The sequence below is a fragment of the Paenibacillus sp. V4I5 genome, from assembly GCF_030817255.1.
In the GTDB taxonomy this organism is placed as follows: Bacteria; Bacillota; Bacilli; order Paenibacillales; family NBRC-103111; genus Paenibacillus_E.
The window spans coordinates 8,078,410-8,098,779 of the sequence record NZ_JAUSZB010000002.1; the positions used below are offsets into that span (position 1 = coordinate 8,078,410).

Genomic DNA, 20,370 nt, shown 5'->3' on the forward strand with positions numbered 1-20,370 from the left:
GGTGAAAGGAAGGTTTTTTATTGCATTGAAATGAAAAAGACCCGGGTAGCCGGGTCTTTCTACTTTAGTGATTTAGTTGTTATAGGAGATAGAAGCGGAGGGCTTTGACTCGCCTGCATAGTTGACAGCAGTTACTTTGTAATAACCGTTGTAAGCTGCTGCGTAATAATGAAATTCGGTCGCATCCTCAACAGAACCAAGCTTCTTAAACGTTCCTTTTTCTTTGTCACTAAAATAAATATTATACTTTTTTACTTTATCCTTGGACGCATTGGCTTTCCAAGTTAATATCACACCTGCGCCATCAGCTTTGGCTTTAATACCGGTTGGTGCGACAGGTAAGTCCTTTGTGGTTCCATTGGTGCCGTTGTCGGTTCCGATGGGTTCACCGATGCCACCATTGGAGCCGTTAGTAACTCCTGGAATTTGATTGTCATCGACAGAAGGTACGAACAATGAATCTAGCGAGCTTCCATCTGTATAGGAGGAGCGGCTAGGTGCCGATTCTTTCCCCGCTACATCGACTGCTGTTACGAAATAACCGATTAAGCTAGATCCGGGGATTTGATCAATAAATTTCGTCTCTGCGCCTGCCAAGACAACTTTGCCGCCCATGAGCAGGAACTTGCCGCGGTTATCGGAACGGTATATGCGATAGCCGACGATATCAGGATTCGGACTTGCCTGGAAGGCAATGATTGCCGTGTCACCGGACTTGGTTGTTACAACGTTCGTTGGTGCTGCGGGCTCTTTACCATCATCAACCCGAGGGTCAACTTCGGATGGCGCGTCAACATCATAATCTGTAGGCTTATAATTATCGATCGGCTTACGGCTTTTTTCAGGAAGTTTACTCATCGCTACTTCGATTTCTTTGAGCAATTGACTGATCGATTTTTGTCTTTTAATAACCGTTTTCTCTTGCACGAAATCAGCCGGCGTGTTGTCTTGCGCCATATAATTCAGTCCGCCATATGAACTGATTTTCATCCGTACCATCACATTGTCGACTTCTGTAGGTACATATTTCTTGTTGAAAAGATCAGTAACTAGAAATTCGGACTTAGACGTTAACTCGCTTGGCAGCTTACCGGATAAACTGGATACGGTTGCCGAGACAATACCATCCGGTTTGGCGAATGTTTTGGTAGGAAAGAGATCTGGTTTCTGCTCGATGGTTCGGTTCATAATGAGAGCCCATATATCCTTGGCGTGATTCGTCTGCAATGTTTTTGAAGATAACTTATTAATCGGTTGGTCATAACCAATCCACACCCCAACGGTAATATCAGGGGTAAAGCCCATGAACCAAGCATCGGCATCATCTTGCGTTGAGCCAGTTTTACCAGATATCTCAATTTTGCCATATGATTTGTACTTTTTCATCAAATCAGTTGCTGTCCCTTGGCTAACCACCGTTTTCATCATATCTGTAATCAGATACGCACTTTGTGGGGAATAGACAGGGGTTGGCTTTTGATCATGTGTATAAATCGTTTTGCCATTGGAATCTTTGATTTCGCGAATCATAAACGTCTCATTGAATACGCCTTTATTCGGAATAGATGCATAAGCGCCAGTTAGTTCCTTTACCGAAGTTCCTCGGCTTAGTCCGCCGATTACGCCGGTCTGGGCATAATAATCTTCTTTTTGAATGGACGTGATACCGAGTTTTTTAGCAAATTCCCAGGAATCATTAATACCCACTTTATTCAAAAATATATCAATAGCAGGGATGTTGTAAGACTGGTTTAAAGCTCTTCTTGCTGTCATTAATCCGTGAAACTTGTGATCCCAGTTTTCTGGAAGATGAAAGCCTTTGACACCGTCTTTTAGAATAATTGGGATATCATCCACGATACTAGCCGGCTGAATGGCCCCTTTCTCTAAGGCTGGTATATAGGCGGCAATGGGTTTCATGGTTGATCCAGGCTGTCTGAATGCTTGTGTGGCGTGATTGAGCTGCTCTTCGAAGAAATTGCGGCCCTCAATCATCCCTTTTATAGCTCCGGATTTAGAATCGATCATGATGGCCCCGACTTGTTCCATGCCTTTTTTATCATCTGTAGGGGCAAAGTTTTTATCGTTACTCGATATTTCATGCATGGAATCATAAATGGTCTTGTCTATGGTTGTATAGATTTGATAACCACCACGTAAGAGCTGAGTATGTATACCCTTTAACGCTTCATTATAAGCGGCCTGGTTTTTCTTAGGATCAAGCTCAGGCTTCTGGATCTTCAACAAAATTTCTGCAGCTTCTTTTTCCGTTTCAATCATGAGGTAAGGATAAGTCGTATAAGCCTTCTGAGCCGCAGGGGGCATGGAAGCTTTGAGATCAAATTTAAGTGCTTCTTGGTACTGTTCATTTGTAATTTTCTTTTCTTCCAGCATCCGTTTGAGTACTAACTGTTCACGCGTGACCGCTTTTTTGAAACCATCTTCATCAAAGTCGGGCTTGCTCGTGAAGGCAGAGTACTGCGATGGGGATTGCGGCAAACCGGCTAAGTAAGCTGCTTGAGCAACGTTTAACTTATCCAGATCGTCGATGTTAAAGAGGCCTTTGGCAGCTGCTTTAATCCCATATAGATTATAGCCTGTCGCGCCATTGCCATAAGGAATTTTGTTTAAATAAGCAAGCAAAATTTCATCCTTGGACATTAGGCGTTCCATCCGCAGCGCGAGCAGCAGCTCTCTTGCTTTACGGCCATCATCGCGGTCGAGTGTAAGAAATACCCGTCTGGCAAGCTGTTGCGTAATCGTACTTCCACCTGTTTGTACTTCTTCGTTCAGCAGTTTCTGAGTTACTGCCCGATAAAGCCCGCGGATATCGATCCCGCGATGGTTGTAGAAGTCTTTGTCTTCAATGGCGAGGACAGCGTCTAACAGAAGTTGCGGAATATCGTCTAGCTGAGCGAGACGCCGATCTTCTTCTGTTCGCAATTGCCCAATGACGGTATCATCATTGAAGTAAGCGAAACCTGTGACTGCATTTTCCTGCATCTGCTGACGTATGGCCTCTTCCGTGCGCACAGGATCTTTTTTGACTAGGGCACTGACATACCCGAATGCGGCAGATCCACCGACAATTCCCGCCAAAAAGGCACTAATGATGGTCCATTTTAAGGTAATCCAAGTTACTTTGAATGTAGTTCTCACCCAAGGGCGATTCCATTTAGCGAAAAAATTGCGCATAAGTTCCAATATCCTCCTTACATGAACCCTAATAGTATACCATAACTGCCCCATTTGCGGTAATGATGAAGCGAAGAAACGATGCCGACATGGTTTGACAACACCCGGAAACATGTGATAAATTTTTATCAAATGCGTTGAAAGATCAGCAGTAGGTAGCTTGTGGATGCTTTCAGAGAGCCGGTGGAGGGTGCGAACCGGTACCTGCAGGTTAGTGAATTACGGTCTTGAGCAGTGAATGGGAACCTGCAGCCAAATTAAGCTGCACAAGTAGTATTTGCCGATTAAACCCCGTTAAAGGTTCTTGAGTGAAAATAGCTAGCCGTGCACATAACACCTGTTATAGATGTACGTAACTACTGTTTTAATTAGGGTGGTACCGCGAGTCAAGTCTTCTCGTCCCTTTGTGGATAAGAAGGCTTTTTTTGTATGTTTAAGGAAAAAGGAGATGGATGAACATGGATATTTTGAAGGATTTGGAGTTTCGCGGACTGCTTCATCAAATTACAGATCGAGAGGGCTTAGACAAAAAGCTTAGCGAGGAGCGTGTTACGCTTTATTGCGGCTTTGACCCGACTGCGGACAGCTTGCACATCGGTAGCTTGCTGCCTATTCTAACTCTGAGACGCTTTCAGCTTGCTGGTCACGTTCCTCTAGCACTCGTTGGCGGGGGAACAGGACTGATTGGTGATCCTAGCGGAAAAGCCAATGAGCGAACACTCAATGGGCCTGAAGTTGTTGAGGCTTGGTCACAAAGCATCAAAAATCAGTTATCGCGCTTTCTCGACTTCTCCACCGAAATTGAAAATAGTGCAGAGCTTGTTAACAATTACGATTGGTTAGGATCTCTGAACGTCATCGAATTCCTTCGTGATGTAGGCAAAAACTTTACCGTTAATTACATGTTGGCAAAGGATTCTGTTGATTCACGGATCTCCAAAGGGATTTCTTTCACAGAGTTCAGTTATATGATTCTGCAGTCTTACGATTTCCTGAAGCTCAATGAAACGAAAAATTGCTCTGTGCAAATTGGCGGAAGTGACCAATGGGGTAACATTACAGCTGGCCTTGAGCTTATCGGTAAGTCCACAGATAGACGTGCTTACGGGGTAACCTTGCCGCTTGTGACAAAGAGTGATGGTCAAAAGTTCGGGAAGACAGAAGGCGGAGCTATTTGGTTGGATGCAAGCAAAACGTCTCCTTATCAGTTCTACCAATTCTGGTTGGGCACAGCCGACAACGATGTCATCCGTTTCCTGAAATATTTTACTTTCGTTTCTCATGAGGAAATCGAACGTCTTGAGGAAGAAGTGCAAGCTCAGCCTGAGAAAAGAGAGGCACAGAAACTGCTTGCCCGTGAAGTTACGAAGCTTGTACACGGCGGGGACGCGTTAGAAAGTGCTCTTAACATTACAACGGCTTTATTCAGTGGTAATATTCAGGACCTTTCTCGTACGGAGATTGAAGAAGCGTTCAAGGATGTTCCATCTACAACCATAGAACAAGATGATATTGCGTTGGTTGATTTACTGATTTCCGTAGGAGCAGCACCGTCCAAACGTCAAGCACGTCAAGATATTGAAAGCGGAGCTGTCACGGTCAATGGTGTTAAAGTGACGCAATTCGATGCCGTTACCAAAGATCTGGGTAGGCTCGGAGAGTCTTACCTTGTTATTCGCCGCGGTAAAAAGAATTACTACCTTGTCCAGTTTGCTTAACGAAAAAAAAGCCCCTTAGGGAAATCCCTGAGGGGCTTGCTTTTATTAACGGCTGTAGAACTCGACGATTTGTTTCTCGTCAATTTCTTGTGGAAGCTCAGAACGTTCTGGCAAACGAATGTACTTGCCTTCTACGCTTGCATCGTTGAACTCAAGGTAAGTTGGCAGGTAGTTACGGTTAGTAAGAGCTTCTTTCACTGCGGAAAGACCTTTGCTTCTTTCACGAAGAGCAATAACGTCACCCGTAGATACGATGTAAGAAGCGATATCTACTTTTTTGCCGTTCACAGTAACGTGACCGTGAGCAACTAGTTGACGCGCGCCTGCGCGGGAGTTGGAAAGACCAAGACGGTAAACCAGGTTGTCCAGACGGCTTTCAAGCAAGATCATGAAGTTCTCACCGGAAATACCTTTTAGTTTGGAAGCTTTATCGAACAAGTTGCGGAATTGCTTCTCGTTCAAACCGTACATGTGACGAAGCTTTTGTTTTTCATTTAATTGAACGCCATAGCCGCTCATTTTTTTACGTTGTCCTGGGCCATGTTGACCTGGAGGGAATGGGCGTTTCAAGTCTTTACCGTTACCACTCAAAGAAATACCAACACGACGGCTTAATTTAAATTTAGGTCCTGTATAACGTGACATTTAGGAAAAACTCCTTCTTTTCAACAATTAGTTTAGTAGATAGCATCTAGATGTCAGGGTGAAGACAAGTGCCTGGTTTTGCTTACGAATCATACTGTGATTCCCTGACAAGAGTAGTTCAGCCGCTGTCTTGGCAGGAGCAAAAGCAGTGAGGGTGATCACAAATGGCATTCACCGAAATCATGTTGTTACTCGACTTCTAATTTTATTAAAAACACGGGCATGTGTCAAGTCTTAATCCTTTAAAGTGATTCTAAAATATCGTGCAATAAGCACAGAAAAATAGTATGATAAATGAGGTAAGATTTAGCCTGGATCAATAGGACTACAGTTTGTTGGTGAAGGAGAGCCTATGAGTGAATCACTTCGTAGTATGAAACAACATAGTCGTGCAGAACACTTCGAAGAGTTTCTTCGGCAAGGACTTGTTCTTTCTAGCAACTTTTCCTATTGGGAATCCAATTGTGATCATGTCGTACGAGATGCGTTTGATGAGTGGATTCACCAATTCGGGCAAGCAATGCTACCGCCTCAAACCGCACTGCTATGCGTGGATACGGATCTGAAAGTGGTTAAGGCTTGCTTTCATGATACACTTCTTACTGATGCATTGATGCAGGTAGGGGCATCGTGGAGCTATGCAGAACGCAATGACAATCCGTTGGCACGATGTGCTGAGAATCCCACAATGCATATAATGACGAGCGATGAAATGAGCGCAAAAGAACGGAAGACAGTTTTGGCTGCTTCGATTCCAGTCCTAGATCCACAAGGAATTCCAATTTTATATTTGGGACTATTTTCCCATGCAATTGAAGAAGCAAATGAACTTGCACAATTGTTCTATATACTTTCCCTTTCTTTCCAAAGTAGTGTGCAGAGCGTAGAGGATCGTCGTAAGTACGATCATTTGTTTATGCAGCATCTGAATAGGGAACTTGAGTTTAAGAAGCATGATATTTTATTTGAGGCTTCCAAGAAACTACACGCCAAAATCGATGTCGATTCGGTATTGACCGAAGTCATTGAGTGCATGCATAGTGTTTATCCCAATATACAAGTAGATTTATTGCTTTCACAAGATAATGACTCTACGAATCTATCCGTGAAGCCTTTGAATTTCCAAAGTACGGAGAATGACATTCGAACACGTGCTTTTATGGAAGGGCATGTAATATTTGAACCTTCATCCGAGATTAGTGGCCCAAGTACAGGTCATATAGCTGCTCCATTATCAGGTAAACAGGGTGTATATGGCGTCTTATATATGACGTCTAAGAGGGATTTGATTCACGCTGCGGATTTGCAATTCATATCATTGCTTGCTGATACAGCCGGGTCTGCTTTTGAAAACGCTAAATTGTATGAACAGTCCAATTTAATGATTAACGAGCTTCGACTTATTAATGAAATCACCAAGCAGTTAAATCAGAGCTTGCGTTTAAATGAAATCTTTAACTCAGCATCGAGCGAGATTTTAAGTATTTTTGGCGCGGATTATAGTTGTATTCTGCAAGCGGATAAAAATAGTGAGAATTTAATCGTACGGGCAACTAATTTGCCTGCGATGTTTCATGAGACCTTTACCGTAGATCAAGGCTTTTCTGGCGTCATCTATACCTCCAAAGAACCGATTATTATTTCAGACTATTGGAGCAATGAGAAGGTGGAGTCTAAGCTGATGCAGTTAACCAACTCCAGATCGCTTATTGGTTCGCCGATTCTCGTAAATGGACAAGTTGAGGGCGTTATTCTAGTTGTGCACAGCAAGCCAAATTTCTTCTCCTATGATAACTACAAATTGCTGCAGGTTCTTTCAGGGCATATTGGTCTTGCCATGACGAATGCTTCCCTGCATGCTGAAGTGAAACGTATGGTTATTACAGACAATTTGACAGGACTTTACGTACGTCATTATTTGGACGAACAGGCTAATTCGATGCAAAAGAAGGACTTCTGCGGCTCACTCATTGTCGTTGACATAGACAATTTCAAACGGGTTAATGATACCTACGGTCATCAGGTGGGCGATAAAATCTTGATCCAGGTCAGTCAAATTATTAAAACTAGTATTAGGGATAGTGATATTGCAGCAAGGTGGGGCGGGGAAGAGCTTGCAGTCTATCTACCCCAAGTTGCCAAGGCTCAAACAATTCGAATCGCAGAACGTATTCGTGTTCGTGTTCTAGAAGAGACTAATCCGCAAGTAACCGTTTCCTGCGGTGTTTCGGATTGGAATTGGGAAGAAGATAAGATTAGCGTAGAATCGCTGTTCTATCGTGCAGATATGGCTCTGTATCAAGCCAAAAATAACGGTCGTAACCAAATTCGAATCGGTTAATAAAAAGCACTTGTCTAAGGACAAGTGCTTTTGCTTCGCTTTAACATTTTTACATCCAGAATTTGATGACTCAACTGCAAATAATGTCGAAAATAGGCTATGTAATTTAATGAATTTGTATAGGTAGGGTAAACTATATGAAGGATAAAAATAGGTTACTTGTTTCACCTTTGTAGAACTAGATAAGTCTTCACTTTTCTCTTCCTGAACCTTCCGTAACATGTTACAATGGTTTGGTCTAAGGGAAGGATGGTCGAAATTTGTCGGTGTTGAACAGGAAAAACATTCTGCTCGTTTTTTTTATTTTTATTTTGCTCGTTGCCTTGATTGCCTTTTTATTTTATAACCCTACAGGTATTAAACTTACTCACAGCAATATGCGACAGCTATCTGAACATTTAAGGGACATTGGTTGGTCTGGTAAAATCATCGGAATGGCTTTGATTTTTTTTCAAACGTTCTTTCCGTTTATTCCGTTTGTTCTTATAGCAGGTATGAATATTGCTATTTTCGGTATTAAAATAGGGTTTCTTGTTAATTATGTTATGTCTTGTTTGGGCGCAGTTGTCTCTTTTTATTTTGCTCGTTATTATGGACATGCATGGGTAGAGAAAAAGCTCGAGCGATTTCCGTTAGTAACGCAGTTTAGTAAGCGGATGGAAAAGAAAGGATTCCTATATGTACTTTTAGGCAGACTGATTCCGATTTTACCTTCCTCGGCGATTAATTTTGGTGCGGGGCTAACTAGAATGAAATTTTCTCATTTTCTATGGGGTACTTTGCTGGGGAAACTGCCGATCGTATTTCTGGAATCGATGATTGCACATGATTTATTTCATTTCCAAAAATATAAGGGAAGACTACTTTTGTTGCTTGGTATTTTCGTTGTTTTGATTCTTGTTGGGAACGGCGTGAAGAAAGCCATAGCAGCAAAGACGAAGTAAAGCGCTTTACTTGGAGAATGAAGGAAATTTTTAGTTGCGTTAAGTAACCTTTCCAAGTTATCATATAGGGAGCAAGGCGACCAATTCAGATGCGAATAAATGGAGGAATGAAATATGCCAAGTGCTAATAATGCCGCAATTGTTGAAATTTCACAAACAGCTAATAAATTCAGATCGTCAATCGTTCTCCAATATGATAATAAGTATATCGATGTAAAAAGTATCTTAGGTTTGTTTACGACATTACTTAGCTCCAGCAACTATGATCTTCATGTTCATGGGCCGGATGCAGAAGAAGCGAAAATCGCTATGGCTGAAGTATTCGCTAAGCACAGTTTGGGCGTAAACGTTGTTCAAGAATAGCGTTCTTGCTTGAAGAAGGTACTCTCAGAATCTCTGAGGGTACCTTCTCTTGTATATTGATCCAATTTCGCTTAATATAGATCATATAAGGACGGATGACTATGCGTATAGGGGGAAGTTGGGAATGTCTTCATCTGATCTATTGCTGGACATGAATCAAAAAGCGCTTAATCTTCTCCAAGAAGATGCAGATAAAATCGAAAAACTAATCGAAGTACAAATGGAGAATTTGACAACGCGTCAATGTCCACTGTATGAAGAAGTTTTAGATACGCAAATGTACGGACTTTCTAGAGAAATTGATTTTGCCATTCGAGCGGGACTTATTTCCGAAATGCCTGGTAAACAAATTCTCAACAAGCTTGAACGTAACCTTGCGCAGCTATATGAAGCGTTGAATAACAAAAAGTAACCCTTCACAATGGGTTACTTTTTTTGTCTTTTTTGCTTATTTAGACGAGGAAGAATACGACGCCTAGAATGATGTAGACCACGAGAAGCAGGAGACCTTCATACCAGTTGGTCGAGCCATCTTGGGTTATTGACTTCGTAATAAAGACGGCAACTCCGATAGCAGCAAGTTCATAGGTGGTGAAGACAATGTCCATGGGCATTCCGCTTACGAAGAAGCTGAGAATGACAAGCAAAGGGGCCACAAACAAAGCGATTTGCAATGAACTGCCGATGGCTATTTCAACCGCTGCGCCCATTTTATTCTTCATAGCCATCAAAACAGCAGCACTGTGTTCAGCGGCATTTCCGATAATGGCGATAAGAAAGGCACCGACAAACAGATCGGATAATCCGAATTTATGGGTCACTTCTTCTAGTGTTCCGACTAACCACTCACTCGTGAAGGCAACCATTACGGTGGCAAGGATTAGAAAGAGAATGGAGGTTTTCTTAGACCATGCAGCCTCACCGTGCTCAATGGCTTCATCGGAGAGAATGTTCTTGTGTGTAACCATGGAGAATAGAAGCCAGAGCAGGTACGCAGCTATAAGTAATATGGCTACGATCATGCTCATGGACGACGTTTCTTTGGTTGTCAATCCGCCTGCAAAGATGGCCGGAATGAATAGTGCAACAACCCCAAGAATCATGAGTGAAGAATTGTGAGAAGCCAGTTTAACGTTAAATGACTGTTCTTTGAACTTCAACCCACCTGCAAATATACTTAGGCCCAGTACAAGCAGTAGGTTACCGATGATGGCACCGGTGAGACTGGCCTTGACGACATCGAATAAGCCTTCCCTAACCAAGAAGAACGCGATAACCAACTCAGCTGCGTTACCGAACGTTGCATTGAGGAATCCTCCCACGCGCTCACCTGCATAATGGGCAACACTTTCTGTCGCTTTACCTAGAAATCCAGCAACGAAAATGATCGCTATACAAGCAATAACGAATTGAAGTGTTGGATTCAGATGCATGTAATGAGCGATACCCGATGTAACGAAAAAAATGATTAACCCGATGTAAAACAATTTTCCCTTCAAAGTAAACCCTCCGACTCATTCTTTTATTGGTATTTTTTGACTTCTTTTAATATACCCACTTTGGAACCCAAAGTAAATTCGGATTGTGCATTGTCGCTGTTCTTGCTTTCATCTAGTGAACTTATTACAATAGATTTATACCAGAGTGGAGAGACTTTGAGCTCCACTCCAAGATCCCTATATGAGGAGTTGATCTGTATGTCCGAAGACAATCAAACCGGTTTAATTCGTATTTCTGATGATGTAGTATCGACAATTGCAGGACTTGCAGCTCTGGAGACAGCAGGCATAGCAGGCATGTCAGGGGGTATCTCGGAAGGCTTAGCTAAGCGACTCAGTGGTAAGAATGTGCAGCGTGGCGTTTCTGTTGAGGTTGGGCAAGTGGAAGCAGCCATCGATCTACGTGTTATCATCAATTACGGTTCCCGAATTCAGGATGTATGTAGGGATCTCCAAGAAAACGTGAGAGAAGCTGTTGAAAATATGACTGGACTAACCGTGGTGGAGGTCAACGTCAAGGTGGAAGGCGTCGCGTTCAAGGAAGAAGAGACAGCAGACGATCCACATCGTGTAAAATAGAAAAAAGACTCAATCGATTTCACTGAAATCGATTGGGTCTTTTTTTGGGTTTTGCATCTTCTTTGTGTGTCTGTTCCCGAGAAATACTGAGCAGGATCCCCATACTGACGAGAGAGACCATCATGGAGGAGCCGCCTGCTGAAATAAATGGCAAGGTTACACCGGTAAGTGGAATGGAGCCTGTGACACCACCGATATTGATGATGGCTTGGAAGGCAAAAATACTCATAATGCCGACTCCGGCTACCATACCGAACAAATCGGGACTGCGAACAGCGACGAGGATGCCACGCCATATAAAGAGCAGGAAAATAAGGATGAATAGGGAACTCCCAATAAAACCAAACTCTTCCCCAATGATTGCAAAAATGAAGTCGTTATGAGCTTCAGGTAAATAATGCAGCTTCTGAATGCCTTGACCAAATCCTGCGCCAGTCAGTCCGCCGTGTCCGAATGCGAATAAGGATTGGACGACCTGATACCCAGTATCCGAAGTATCGGCCCATGGATCAAGAAACGAGGTTAGACGGTTCATACGGTAACTGCTTGATGTCTCTGATGCATTATTTTTTAGTAAGTAAAGGGTAATAACCATGGTACTTATCGCAGCAAGGCCTGTCCCCAAAAGGAAAATATGCTTTAAGTTAGATCCACCCACAATGATGACAATGGCAGAGCAAACTAGCAGGATCATACAGGAGCCCAAATCAGGCTGGAGCATGATGAGCATGCTGACAAATCCAACGATCACCAAGGCAGGGAGCAGCCCCTTCTTGAAATTGCGGAACTTCTCTTCTTTATTACTAATGAGAGAAGCCAAGTAAAGAATAACGATGAGTTTGGCAAATTCCGTTGGCTGAATACCAAATTTACCTACATTAAACCAGCTGGCTGCTCCATTTGATTTTGAAGTGAAAATAACAAGAACGAGCAGCACAACGATAGCAAAGAAAGCGGGAATAACCAACTTTTTTAGCTTAGTGTAATGGAGGTTCATGCAGAAAAACATGCCAACGCTTCCTAAACCAACAGCTATCAATTGCTTCTTCGTAAAATACCAAGGGTCGTCCCATCGATAAGCACTCGTCATTGAGCTTGCACTGAAAACCATAGCAAGACCGAAGCAAACAAGTACAAAGGTTAAAAATAGCAGCAGAAAATCCGGCGTTCCTCTTCGAGGGGGATTCATGCTGTTTCCTCGCCTAGTCTGCTAATAATTGCTGCAGTTGTGCTAATTTTTGGTTGGAAATTTTAAGAACGGACTCAGGTACAGGAGAATTGTAATCCAAGCCATGCGGGAACGTTTCTTTACCTATGTAAGCTTCTTCTAGGAATAAAATTGCATAAGGAGATTCTAGTTTACCGGATTCTACACGAGCATTTACACGTAAGAAATACACGGATTTACTTGCTTTATCTTCCATTTTAAAATCATAAGTAGCACGCGTGTATTCCCACTGCCAACGAACGAAACCAAGTTTAGTCGTTACTTCATCCAGGTGAGCCAAATCGCTTTTTAAGCCTTTTAGGCCAGTTGCTTCAATAATCACTTTTAACGCCTCCATATTGTACGTATGCATTCTTTATTCATGATAGTATGTTTCCAAAGGTTCTGCAAGTCGATAACAACGTCAAATTTCTACTATTTGATGGCACTTTACAGATGAAACATGGTCATTTATTTGGTAGAATAGGTTCAATGACACGGTAAATGTGAAAAGGTAAGAAACAAGGATGGGCGGAGGATTTTTCTTATGAACGATTTTCAAGCAGGCTTACAAGCGAATTATGAAGAAATGATTGCATGGAGACGTTACTTACATCAAAACCCAGAACTCTCATTCCATGAATATCGCACCGCCGAATTTGTGGCGAATCACCTACAAAGTTGGGATATAGAAGTTCGCAAAAATGTAGGAGGCAATGGTATTGTCGGACTGCTCCGCGGCAGCAGCGAAGGTCCTACGGTTGCTCTTCGAGCAGACATGGATGCACTGCCTATTCAAGATGAAAAGAACTGTACGTACTCTTCGCTCACGAAGGGAGTCATGCACGCTTGTGGACACGACGCACACACCGCAACTCTGCTTGGTATTGCTAAGGTGGCGAGCCAGCATCGCGCTCAGCTGAAAGGAAATCTGGTTTTCTTGTTCCAGCATGCTGAAGAAATTACGCCTGGTGGCGCTGATTCCATGATTCAGGACGGAGCTCTTGAAGGTGTTGATGCCGTGTTCGGCGTTCATCTATGGACACCGTTTCCTGTAGGCCATTTTTATTCCAAAGCGGGTCCCTTAATGGCAGCACCCGACGAATTCACTATTCATATTCAAGGAAAAGGTGGACATGGGGGTTTGCCTCATCAAACCATTGACAGCATTTATGTAGCTTCTCAATTAGTTGTTAATCTTCAATCGATCGTGAGTCGACAAATAGATCCGATAGAACCATGTGTGGTTAGCGTTGGATCCTTCCACGGGGGCTCTAGCTTCAATGTCATAGCCGAAACGAGTGTGCTGAATGGCACAGTGCGCACTTTCAATGCGGAACTTAGACAAGATGTCAAAGAGCGCCTGGAACGGATTGTGCATACCACTTGTGAGATGTTTCAGGCTTCCTGTAAGATAAACTATAAATTAGGTTACCCTACGGTTGTTAATGACGGGAAAGAAGCAGAGCGTTTCTTCAAAGTCGGTACCGAATTGTTTGGGACAGAAGCCGTGCATGAGTCTCCACTTATTATGGCCGGAGAGGACTTTTCCTATTATTTAAACCACCGACCAGGCTGTTTTATGTTCGTAGGTGCAGGTAATGTTGAGGCTGGCATTGTACATCCGCACCACCATCCAAAGTTCGATATTGACGAGAAATCCATGCTAAATGCGGCAAATTTGTTGTTAGGAATGGCTTTGGATTATATGGCATGAATGCCGTCCTTCCTTTGGAGAATGCTATAGAGGTAAGTTAACTCTGAGGAGGGATTGTGGGACATGGCAGGTAAAACAGTGAGGGACATCATGAGTAAAGATTGCGTGACCGTTACTCTGCAGGATAATGTATACGAGATCGCTTTGAAAATGAAGCAGCACGATATCGGATTCGTTGCCGTCGTAGAGGGCAAGAAGCTCATTGGTGTTGTTACAGACCGTGACCTTGTTGTTCGCGGCTATGCAGAAAAGCATTCTGGTTCTACAGCTGTCGATCAAGTAATTACGAAGGATATTGAGACTATAACCCCAGATACATCTGTTGAAGAAGCCGCCAAAATAATGGCTAAAGATCAAATTCGCCGTTTACCTGTAGTGGAAAATGGCGAGCTTGTCGGGATAGTAGCTATCGGCGACCTTGCGGTTCGCGGTAGCTTTGAGGATGAAGCGGGGGAAGCTCTTAGCAAAATTTCATCAGACAAAACACTAGTGGGCAGTAGATAACCACGATCAACGCATAATAATAAGCAACCTGTTCTCCAGTCTATGGAGAAGGGTTGTTTTTTTGTCAGGAAAAATTGTTATCTTTACTACCGATTAGTGATAAGAGATAATGATAGCGAAATGAGTAGGGGAGGTTAACATCTTAGAATGGATAAGGTCGAAGACAGCGCATTTATTGGTGTCATTATTCTAGACGCAGATTGGCATTATACATATATCAACGAATATGCAGCAAAAATTTTAAATCGTACGCCTAATGAATTATTGGGTAAAGTCGCTTGGGCAGAATTTCCTGCTGCGATACGGTATGCTTGTTACGATCAATTCCATAAAGCCCGTAAAAATAAGGAAGAAGTTCATTTTGAAGAATACATAAAATCGTCCAATCAGTGGGTAAGGATAAGTGCATATCCATCTGGCGGGAGCTTGCATATTGCAATCCGTAAACCGGATTTTGCTGAAATTAGTTCATTGCTAGAAAGTGAGTATTATCTTAAATATACAGAAAATTTTCAAGATTTAATCACATTGACTTCAGTAGATGGTAAATTTCGATATTTATCCCCAGCTATTCATCCGCTGCTCGGTTATGAGGTGGATGAAATGCTCGGTACTCGTATCTTGACGTATTGTCATTCAGATGACATTGAGATGCTAAGTAACATTTTTACAGATGAAAATCATTCAACTGTTGCTGACCAAGGGATGATCACCTGTCGTTTCTTACATAAAAAGGGTTGGTATGTGTGGTTTGAGAAGAATTTCAAATGGATGTTAGATGAGGATGGCAAGAGATCTCAGAAATTAGGCATTTGGCGCGATATTACAGAACGTAAGCTGGTCGAGGAGCGTTTTGTTCAAGCACAAAGGCTGGGGCAATTTGGCAGCTTTGAGCAATATTTAACCGATGAGTATTGCATGTGGTCCGAGGAGATGTACCGTATCCATGGTCTTGATCCCGTAGATTCCATGGAATTAAGCAAAGCTACTAAGCAAATTGTGTCGGATGATCGCGAGAAAGTCGCACTTGCTTTTGAGACAGCTATACAGGCTGGAGTATCAGAAGTCGAGTATAGGATTGTTCGCAGCGATGGAGAGGTGCGCCATCTGAAATCTCAAATCGAGCGAGTCATCCGCGATAACGGTCGTACGGCTGTTAGGGGACTCATTCACGATATTACAACACATAAACAAATTGAAGCTGAGCTTAAAAGAAGCAAAGCTAATTTGGAAATTGCGCAAGAAATCGCGGGATTGGGTCACTATGATTGGGATGTAATCAGGAATGATTTGCATTGGTCAGACGAGTTGTTTACGCTGTTTCATATGCGTCGTGAAAGGTTCGGGAATACAATAGAAGCCTTTTTTAATATGGTTCATCCGGATGACACCGTTAAAGTGAAAGAGGCAATTCGTGATGCTCTGCATGGCGGTTTACTAGATATGGTGTATCGAATTATAGTGAATGAACATGAGGTTCGAATGATTCATACCATGGCCAAAACGACCTATGACGAATGGGGGAGACCTTTGCGTCTATTTGGTACGGTGCAGGATATCACCATACAGAAACAGACAGAAGAGCTTCTTCGCAAAACGGAAAAATTGAATGTCGCTGGACAATTGGCAGCAGGTATCGCGCATGAGATCCGTAATCCGCTTACGGCACTTAAAGGGTTTGCTAAGCTGATGTGTCATGCAAACGAAGAAAGCAAGCTGCGGTATTTTCAGATTATGCTAGAAGAATTTAATCGTATCGAACTGATCTTAGGAGAGCTTCTGATTCTTGCTAAGCCACAGGCTGTAGCCTTTCATCCTCATGATACAACAGTTATTCTTAGCGAAGTCATTGAACTGCTGAATACAGAGGCAATCATGAGCAATGTGATCATCGAACTAGATTATGAACCAAATCTTCCTCTGGTTAAATGTGAGCGCAACCAATTGAAGCAGGTTTTCGTGAATATGATTAAAAATGCCATTGAGGCGATGCCAACAGGAGGCTGCCTGCATGTATCTGTGCAAAAGGTTGCGAGCGGTGTAGCTCTCTATTTCGCAGATCAGGGAATGGGTATTTCGGAGGAGAGGCTGCCGCGCATAGGGGAACCCTTTTATACGACGAAAGAGAAGGGGACTGGGCTAGGTGTAATGGTTAGCTTCGCGATTATCGATGAACATCAAGGACATATCGAATATCAAAGTAAGCTAGGCGTTGGCACCACGGTCCTTATCCAACTGCCAGCTTTTTCGTAAAAAAGGGAGAGAAAAGACCAGGAAACTGGTCTTTTTTTCATTTCTTTCAATCTTGTAACTGTCAAAGTTCGCAATAAGGTGGTCAATCTGCGACAAGATGCTGTCTTCTAAATATGCTACATTGATAACGTATTCAATAATTGTGAAACTAACAAGAAAAAGGTGATAACCATATGGAGAAAGTAAGGATTGGTATTATTGGTCTGGGCAATATGGGAACCGGACATGCCAAATATTTGGTGAAGAATGAAGTGAAGGGTGCTCAGCTAACTGCTATTTGTGAGTTCAGAGCAGACCGCTTGGAATGGGCGAAAGAAAACCTAGGTGAAGGCGTCCAATTATTTGACAATCTCGATACATTCCTTACTTCGGGTACAATTGACGGTGTATTGATTGCGACTCCGCACTATGATCACCCAGATGTAGCTGCCCGTGCATTTAAAGCAGGACTCCATGTGTTGTGTGAGAAACCAGCAGGTGTTTATACCAAACAAGTTCGACAAATGAACGAGGCTGCGCAAGCTTCAGGTAAAGTATTCAGTATGATGTACAATCAACGTACAAATCCATTATATAAAAAGTTGAAGGATCTGGTTTCTTCCGGAGAGCTTGGTGAAATTCGCAGAACGAACTGGATTATTACAAATTGGTACAGATCCCAAAGCTACTACGATTCAGGCGGCTGGCGTGCAACATGGGCAGGTGAAGGCGGTGGTGTACTTATTAACCAGGATCCGCATCAGCTTGACTTGTGGCAGTGGACGATCGATATGATGCCTAAACGAGTTCGTGCATTCTGTTATTTCGGAAAGCATCGCAATATCGAAGTAGAGGACGATGTAACCGCATTCGTAGAGTATGAGAATGGCGCTACAGGCCTATTCGTTACAACAACGGGCGAAGCACCGGGGACGAACCGATTTGAGTTGTCCGGTGACCGCGGTAAAATTGTGATCGAAGATGGCAAGCTAACTTTCTGGCGTTTGCGCGTATCCGAGCGAGAATTTAATGAAACCTACAAGGGTGGATTTGGGCAACCGGAGTGCTGGAAATGCGAGATTCCAATTGAAGGGCAAGAAACAGGCCACAAAGGCATCACGCAAAACTGGGTGGATGCCATTCTACATGGCACGCCACTTGTCGCTCCTGGGGAAGAAGGAATCAAAGGTCTGATGCTTTCCAACGCCATGCTGTTGTCAACGTGGACAGACAATTGGGTAGATCTACCGATTGACGAAGAACTGTTTGAGCAGCATTTGCAAGATAAAATAAAAAATTCCACTGTTAATAAAGAGGCTGGCTTTAAAACACTTGTAGTCTAAAAACATGAACACCCCGGCGCAAATGCGTACATGGGTAAGATAGTGGAGGAATCGGACATGCAAAAAAGCGATGGCATGAATTACGCACCAAAAGGGAAGCCGAACATTGTCGTACAAAAAGGGGAGTTCGTTTTCGCAGCTATTGCCCTGGATCACGGGCATATCTATGGTATGTGTAATGGTTTGCAGGAAGCAGGAGCAGAGCTCAAATGGGTTTATGACAAGGATGCCGCTAAGGTAAAGGCTTTTGTTGAGAAGTATCCCCATGTGAAAGTGGCTGCATCTGAGCAAGAAATATTTGACGATGCGGAAGTCAAGCTAATCGCTTCAGCTGCTGTACCTTCTGAACGCGGAGCGTTAGGTGTCCGAGCGATGGAGAATGGCAAAGATTATTTTACAGATAAAGCTCCTTTCACATCGTTAGATCAACTGGCTGCAGCCAAGGCAGCTGTTGAAGCGACGGGTCGCAAATTCTCTGTATATTACAGTGAGCGTCTCCATGTGGAAAGCGCCGTGTTTGCGGGACAACTCATTGAAGAAGGTGCAATTGGCCGTGTCGTGCAGGTTATTGGTTTAGGACCTCATCGACTGGGTGCATCGAATCGCCCGGATTGGTTTTTTAAGAAAGAAAATTATGGCGGGATTCTCTGTGATATCGGCAGTCATCAAATCGAACAGTTTCTGCATTATGCAGGGTGCAAGGATGCGACCGTTGTTAGCAGCAAAGTGGCGAATTACCATGCGAAGGATTATCCGGAGCTGGAGGATTTCGGTGACGCTACACTGATCGGGGACAACGGGGCGACAAACTATTTCCGTGTGGATTGGCTTACTCCGAGTGGTCTGGGTACTTGGGGAGATGGACGGACGGTTATTCTAGGAACAGAAGGATATATTGAACTGCGTAAATATATTGACATCGCTCGCGATCCGCAGGGAGATCAGTTATACCTGGTCAACCAGCAAGGAGAAAAGCACTACAGCCTCCATGGACAAGTAGGCTTTCCTTTCTTCGGCCAGTTGATCTTGGACTGTTTGAATCGTACAGAGCATGCTATGACACAGGCGCATACGTTCAAAGCAGCAGAGCTGTGCTTGCTTGCTCAGGCGAATGCAATCCGTGTGGAGTAGGCCTACACATAAACTGTACAAAAGCCTTCATGGGCATCGATAATTGCCTTTTGGCATGATAAGACAGTTGTACGTTTAGCTTTAAATTCGGGTAGTCTAGCGGTAATATCGCTAGCTGCCCGTTTTGCGTTTCGCCCTCCAATCATCACTATTTCCGATGGTTACTATCATTTATTATAGATAACTCTGGTAGTTCCTGCCATGGTAAAATCGTTCTCAACCAAAGGATAGGGGGAGTTACCATGTGGAATCTATACGAAATAGAGAAAAGATTTGAGCAGCATATAAGAGATGTAGAAAAGCGCTCAAGAAGGGCCCATTGGTACGAAAATAAGGAGAGAAGGGGTTTTCGTTTCCTCCCGATTACTGGCCTGCTATCGGCACTTGCCTTGGTAGTTGTCGGTTATTTTTTGGTATCAAATGCTTTATCGTAATCCTTCCATAAGCCTTTCTTTTTATTACGGGCTGTTTCTTGATCTGTCTTAAAGGCATCCACGTACTTGATGTTCGGAGGATATGTAGCGATCCGCGCATACCCCTCTTGAACAAGGGTGCGGTTAAACAATTCTTCACCGATCCATACGTAAACGAGCAAGCGATCATATGGATCCTTCTTATCTACATCAAATTCTAGCTCGACGGTTTCCTTTTCCAATCGCTTCTTCGAATAAGCACTTGCTTCTTTCCCATAAAACATAACCGGCGTATTAGGTTTCTTCGTCTCCGGTGTGTCCACACCAATTAATCGAACTTTCTCTTTCTTCCCCTTCATCGTGACCTCAAACGTGTCACCGTCCACAATACGTTCCACTTTTACACGCTCTCTGCCAGCTACAGCTGCCTGTTTACTCCCGCAAGCGGTCATCAAGATAACTAGACTAAGCAGCAAAGCAAGAGAGATTTTCCATTTGCGCATGAAGGACCTCCTAAGAGTTTTCCTTTAGGAAAACTT

17 protein-coding genes and 1 other annotated feature are annotated in these 20,370 nt (G+C 43.2%); of the genes, 11 read left to right on the forward strand and 6 right to left on the reverse strand.

Annotated elements, in window-relative coordinates:
• Positions 1 to 72: 72 nt before the first annotated feature.
• The gene (locus tag QFZ78_RS38245) at positions 73 to 3,195 is read right to left on the reverse strand and encodes a transglycosylase domain-containing protein (RefSeq protein WP_307555390.1); all 3,123 of its coding nucleotides are present in this window, start codon (positions 3,193 to 3,195) and stop codon (positions 73 to 75) included.
• A 128-nt stretch (positions 3,196 to 3,323) separates the two neighbouring features.
• Positions 3,324 to 3,602: a binding site (T-box leader), on the forward strand.
• Positions 3,603 to 3,653: 51 nt separating this feature from the next.
• Between QFZ78_RS38245 and tyrS the strand changes: the two genes are divergently transcribed.
• Positions 3,654 to 4,913 (forward strand): tyrosine--tRNA ligase, encoded by a 1,260-nt coding sequence (gene tyrS / locus QFZ78_RS38250; protein ID WP_307555392.1) that lies wholly within the window; start codon positions 3,654 to 3,656, stop codon positions 4,911 to 4,913.
• A 45-nt stretch (positions 4,914 to 4,958) separates the two neighbouring features.
• Here tyrS and rpsD read toward each other — a convergent pair whose 3' ends face one another.
• Positions 4,959 to 5,558, reverse strand: coding sequence for a 30S ribosomal protein S4 (gene rpsD, locus QFZ78_RS38255; RefSeq protein WP_307555394.1), 600 nt, complete (start codon positions 5,556 to 5,558; stop codon positions 4,959 to 4,961).
• A 352-nt stretch (positions 5,559 to 5,910) separates the two neighbouring features.
• On the opposite strand from rpsD, the gene QFZ78_RS38260 reads away from it, so the two are divergent.
• From QFZ78_RS38260 to QFZ78_RS38275, 4 genes are all read left to right on the forward strand, one after another.
• Complete coding sequence (locus QFZ78_RS38260) at positions 5,911 to 7,899, forward strand: diguanylate cyclase (protein ID WP_307555397.1); 1,989 nt, start codon at positions 5,911 to 5,913, stop codon at positions 7,897 to 7,899.
• Positions 7,900 to 8,165: 266 nt separating this feature from the next.
• A complete protein-coding gene (locus QFZ78_RS38265) occupies positions 8,166 to 8,843 on the forward strand; it encodes a TVP38/TMEM64 family protein (RefSeq protein ID WP_307556117.1) in 678 nt (225 codons plus the stop codon).
• A gap of 114 nt (positions 8,844 to 8,957) precedes the next feature.
• The gene (locus QFZ78_RS38270; protein ID WP_307555399.1) at positions 8,958 to 9,206 is read left to right on the forward strand and encodes an HPr family phosphocarrier protein; all 249 of its coding nucleotides are present in this window, start codon (positions 8,958 to 8,960) and stop codon (positions 9,204 to 9,206) included.
• Positions 9,207 to 9,330: 124 nt separating this feature from the next.
• Positions 9,331 to 9,618, forward strand: a complete 288-nt coding sequence (locus tag QFZ78_RS38275) for an Fpa/YlaN family protein (protein ID WP_028558177.1) — start codon at positions 9,331 to 9,333, stop codon at positions 9,616 to 9,618.
• A 40-nt stretch (positions 9,619 to 9,658) separates the two neighbouring features.
• On the opposite strand, the gene cax is transcribed toward QFZ78_RS38275, so the two are convergent.
• Positions 9,659 to 10,705: a calcium/proton exchanger gene (gene cax / locus QFZ78_RS38280; RefSeq protein WP_307555402.1), complete on the reverse strand. Its 1,047-nt coding sequence runs from the start codon at positions 10,703 to 10,705 to the stop codon at positions 9,659 to 9,661.
• A 198-nt stretch (positions 10,706 to 10,903) separates the two neighbouring features.
• On the opposite strand from cax, the gene QFZ78_RS38285 reads away from it, so the two are divergent.
• Complete coding sequence (locus QFZ78_RS38285; protein WP_307555404.1) at positions 10,904 to 11,284, forward strand: Asp23/Gls24 family envelope stress response protein; 381 nt, start codon at positions 10,904 to 10,906, stop codon at positions 11,282 to 11,284.
• Positions 11,285 to 11,303: 19 nt separating this feature from the next.
• On the opposite strand, the gene ftsW is transcribed toward QFZ78_RS38285, so the two are convergent.
• Positions 11,304 to 12,473 (reverse strand): putative lipid II flippase FtsW, encoded by a 1,170-nt coding sequence (ftsW, locus tag QFZ78_RS38290; protein ID WP_307555406.1) that lies wholly within the window; start codon positions 12,471 to 12,473, stop codon positions 11,304 to 11,306.
• A 13-nt stretch (positions 12,474 to 12,486) separates the two neighbouring features.
• Complete coding sequence (locus QFZ78_RS38295; RefSeq protein ID WP_307555408.1) at positions 12,487 to 12,834, reverse strand: YugN family protein; 348 nt, start codon at positions 12,832 to 12,834, stop codon at positions 12,487 to 12,489.
• Between the two features lie 204 nt (positions 12,835 to 13,038).
• Between QFZ78_RS38295 and QFZ78_RS38300 the strand changes: the two genes are divergently transcribed.
• The 5 genes from QFZ78_RS38300 to QFZ78_RS38320 all read left to right on the forward strand — a co-directional run bounded on the left by QFZ78_RS38300 (position 13,039) and on the right by QFZ78_RS38320 (position 19,418).
• Positions 13,039 to 14,208 carry a M20 family metallopeptidase gene (locus QFZ78_RS38300; protein WP_307555410.1) on the forward strand — a complete coding sequence of 390 codons (1,170 nt, stop codon included), beginning with the start codon at positions 13,039 to 13,041 and terminating at the stop codon, positions 14,206 to 14,208.
• 63 nt (positions 14,209 to 14,271) lie between these two features.
• A complete protein-coding gene (locus QFZ78_RS38305; protein WP_307555412.1) occupies positions 14,272 to 14,712 on the forward strand; it encodes a CBS domain-containing protein in 441 nt (146 codons plus the stop codon).
• 147 nt (positions 14,713 to 14,859) lie between these two features.
• A complete protein-coding gene (locus QFZ78_RS38310; RefSeq protein ID WP_307555414.1) occupies positions 14,860 to 16,965 on the forward strand; it encodes a PAS domain-containing protein in 2,106 nt (701 codons plus the stop codon).
• Positions 16,966 to 17,138: 173 nt separating this feature from the next.
• On the forward strand, positions 17,139 to 18,287 hold the full coding sequence (locus tag QFZ78_RS38315) for a Gfo/Idh/MocA family protein (RefSeq protein ID WP_307555416.1): 1,149 nt from the start codon (positions 17,139 to 17,141) through the stop codon (positions 18,285 to 18,287).
• A 57-nt stretch (positions 18,288 to 18,344) separates the two neighbouring features.
• Positions 18,345 to 19,418 (forward strand): Gfo/Idh/MocA family protein, encoded by a 1,074-nt coding sequence (locus QFZ78_RS38320; RefSeq protein ID WP_307555419.1) that lies wholly within the window; start codon positions 18,345 to 18,347, stop codon positions 19,416 to 19,418.
• 403 nt (positions 19,419 to 19,821) lie between these two features.
• Here the strand turns inward: QFZ78_RS38320 and QFZ78_RS38325 are convergent, their stop codons facing one another.
• The gene (locus QFZ78_RS38325) at positions 19,822 to 20,334 is read right to left on the reverse strand and encodes a thermonuclease family protein (protein ID WP_307555421.1); all 513 of its coding nucleotides are present in this window, start codon (positions 20,332 to 20,334) and stop codon (positions 19,822 to 19,824) included.
• Positions 20,335 to 20,370 lie beyond the last annotated feature (36 nt).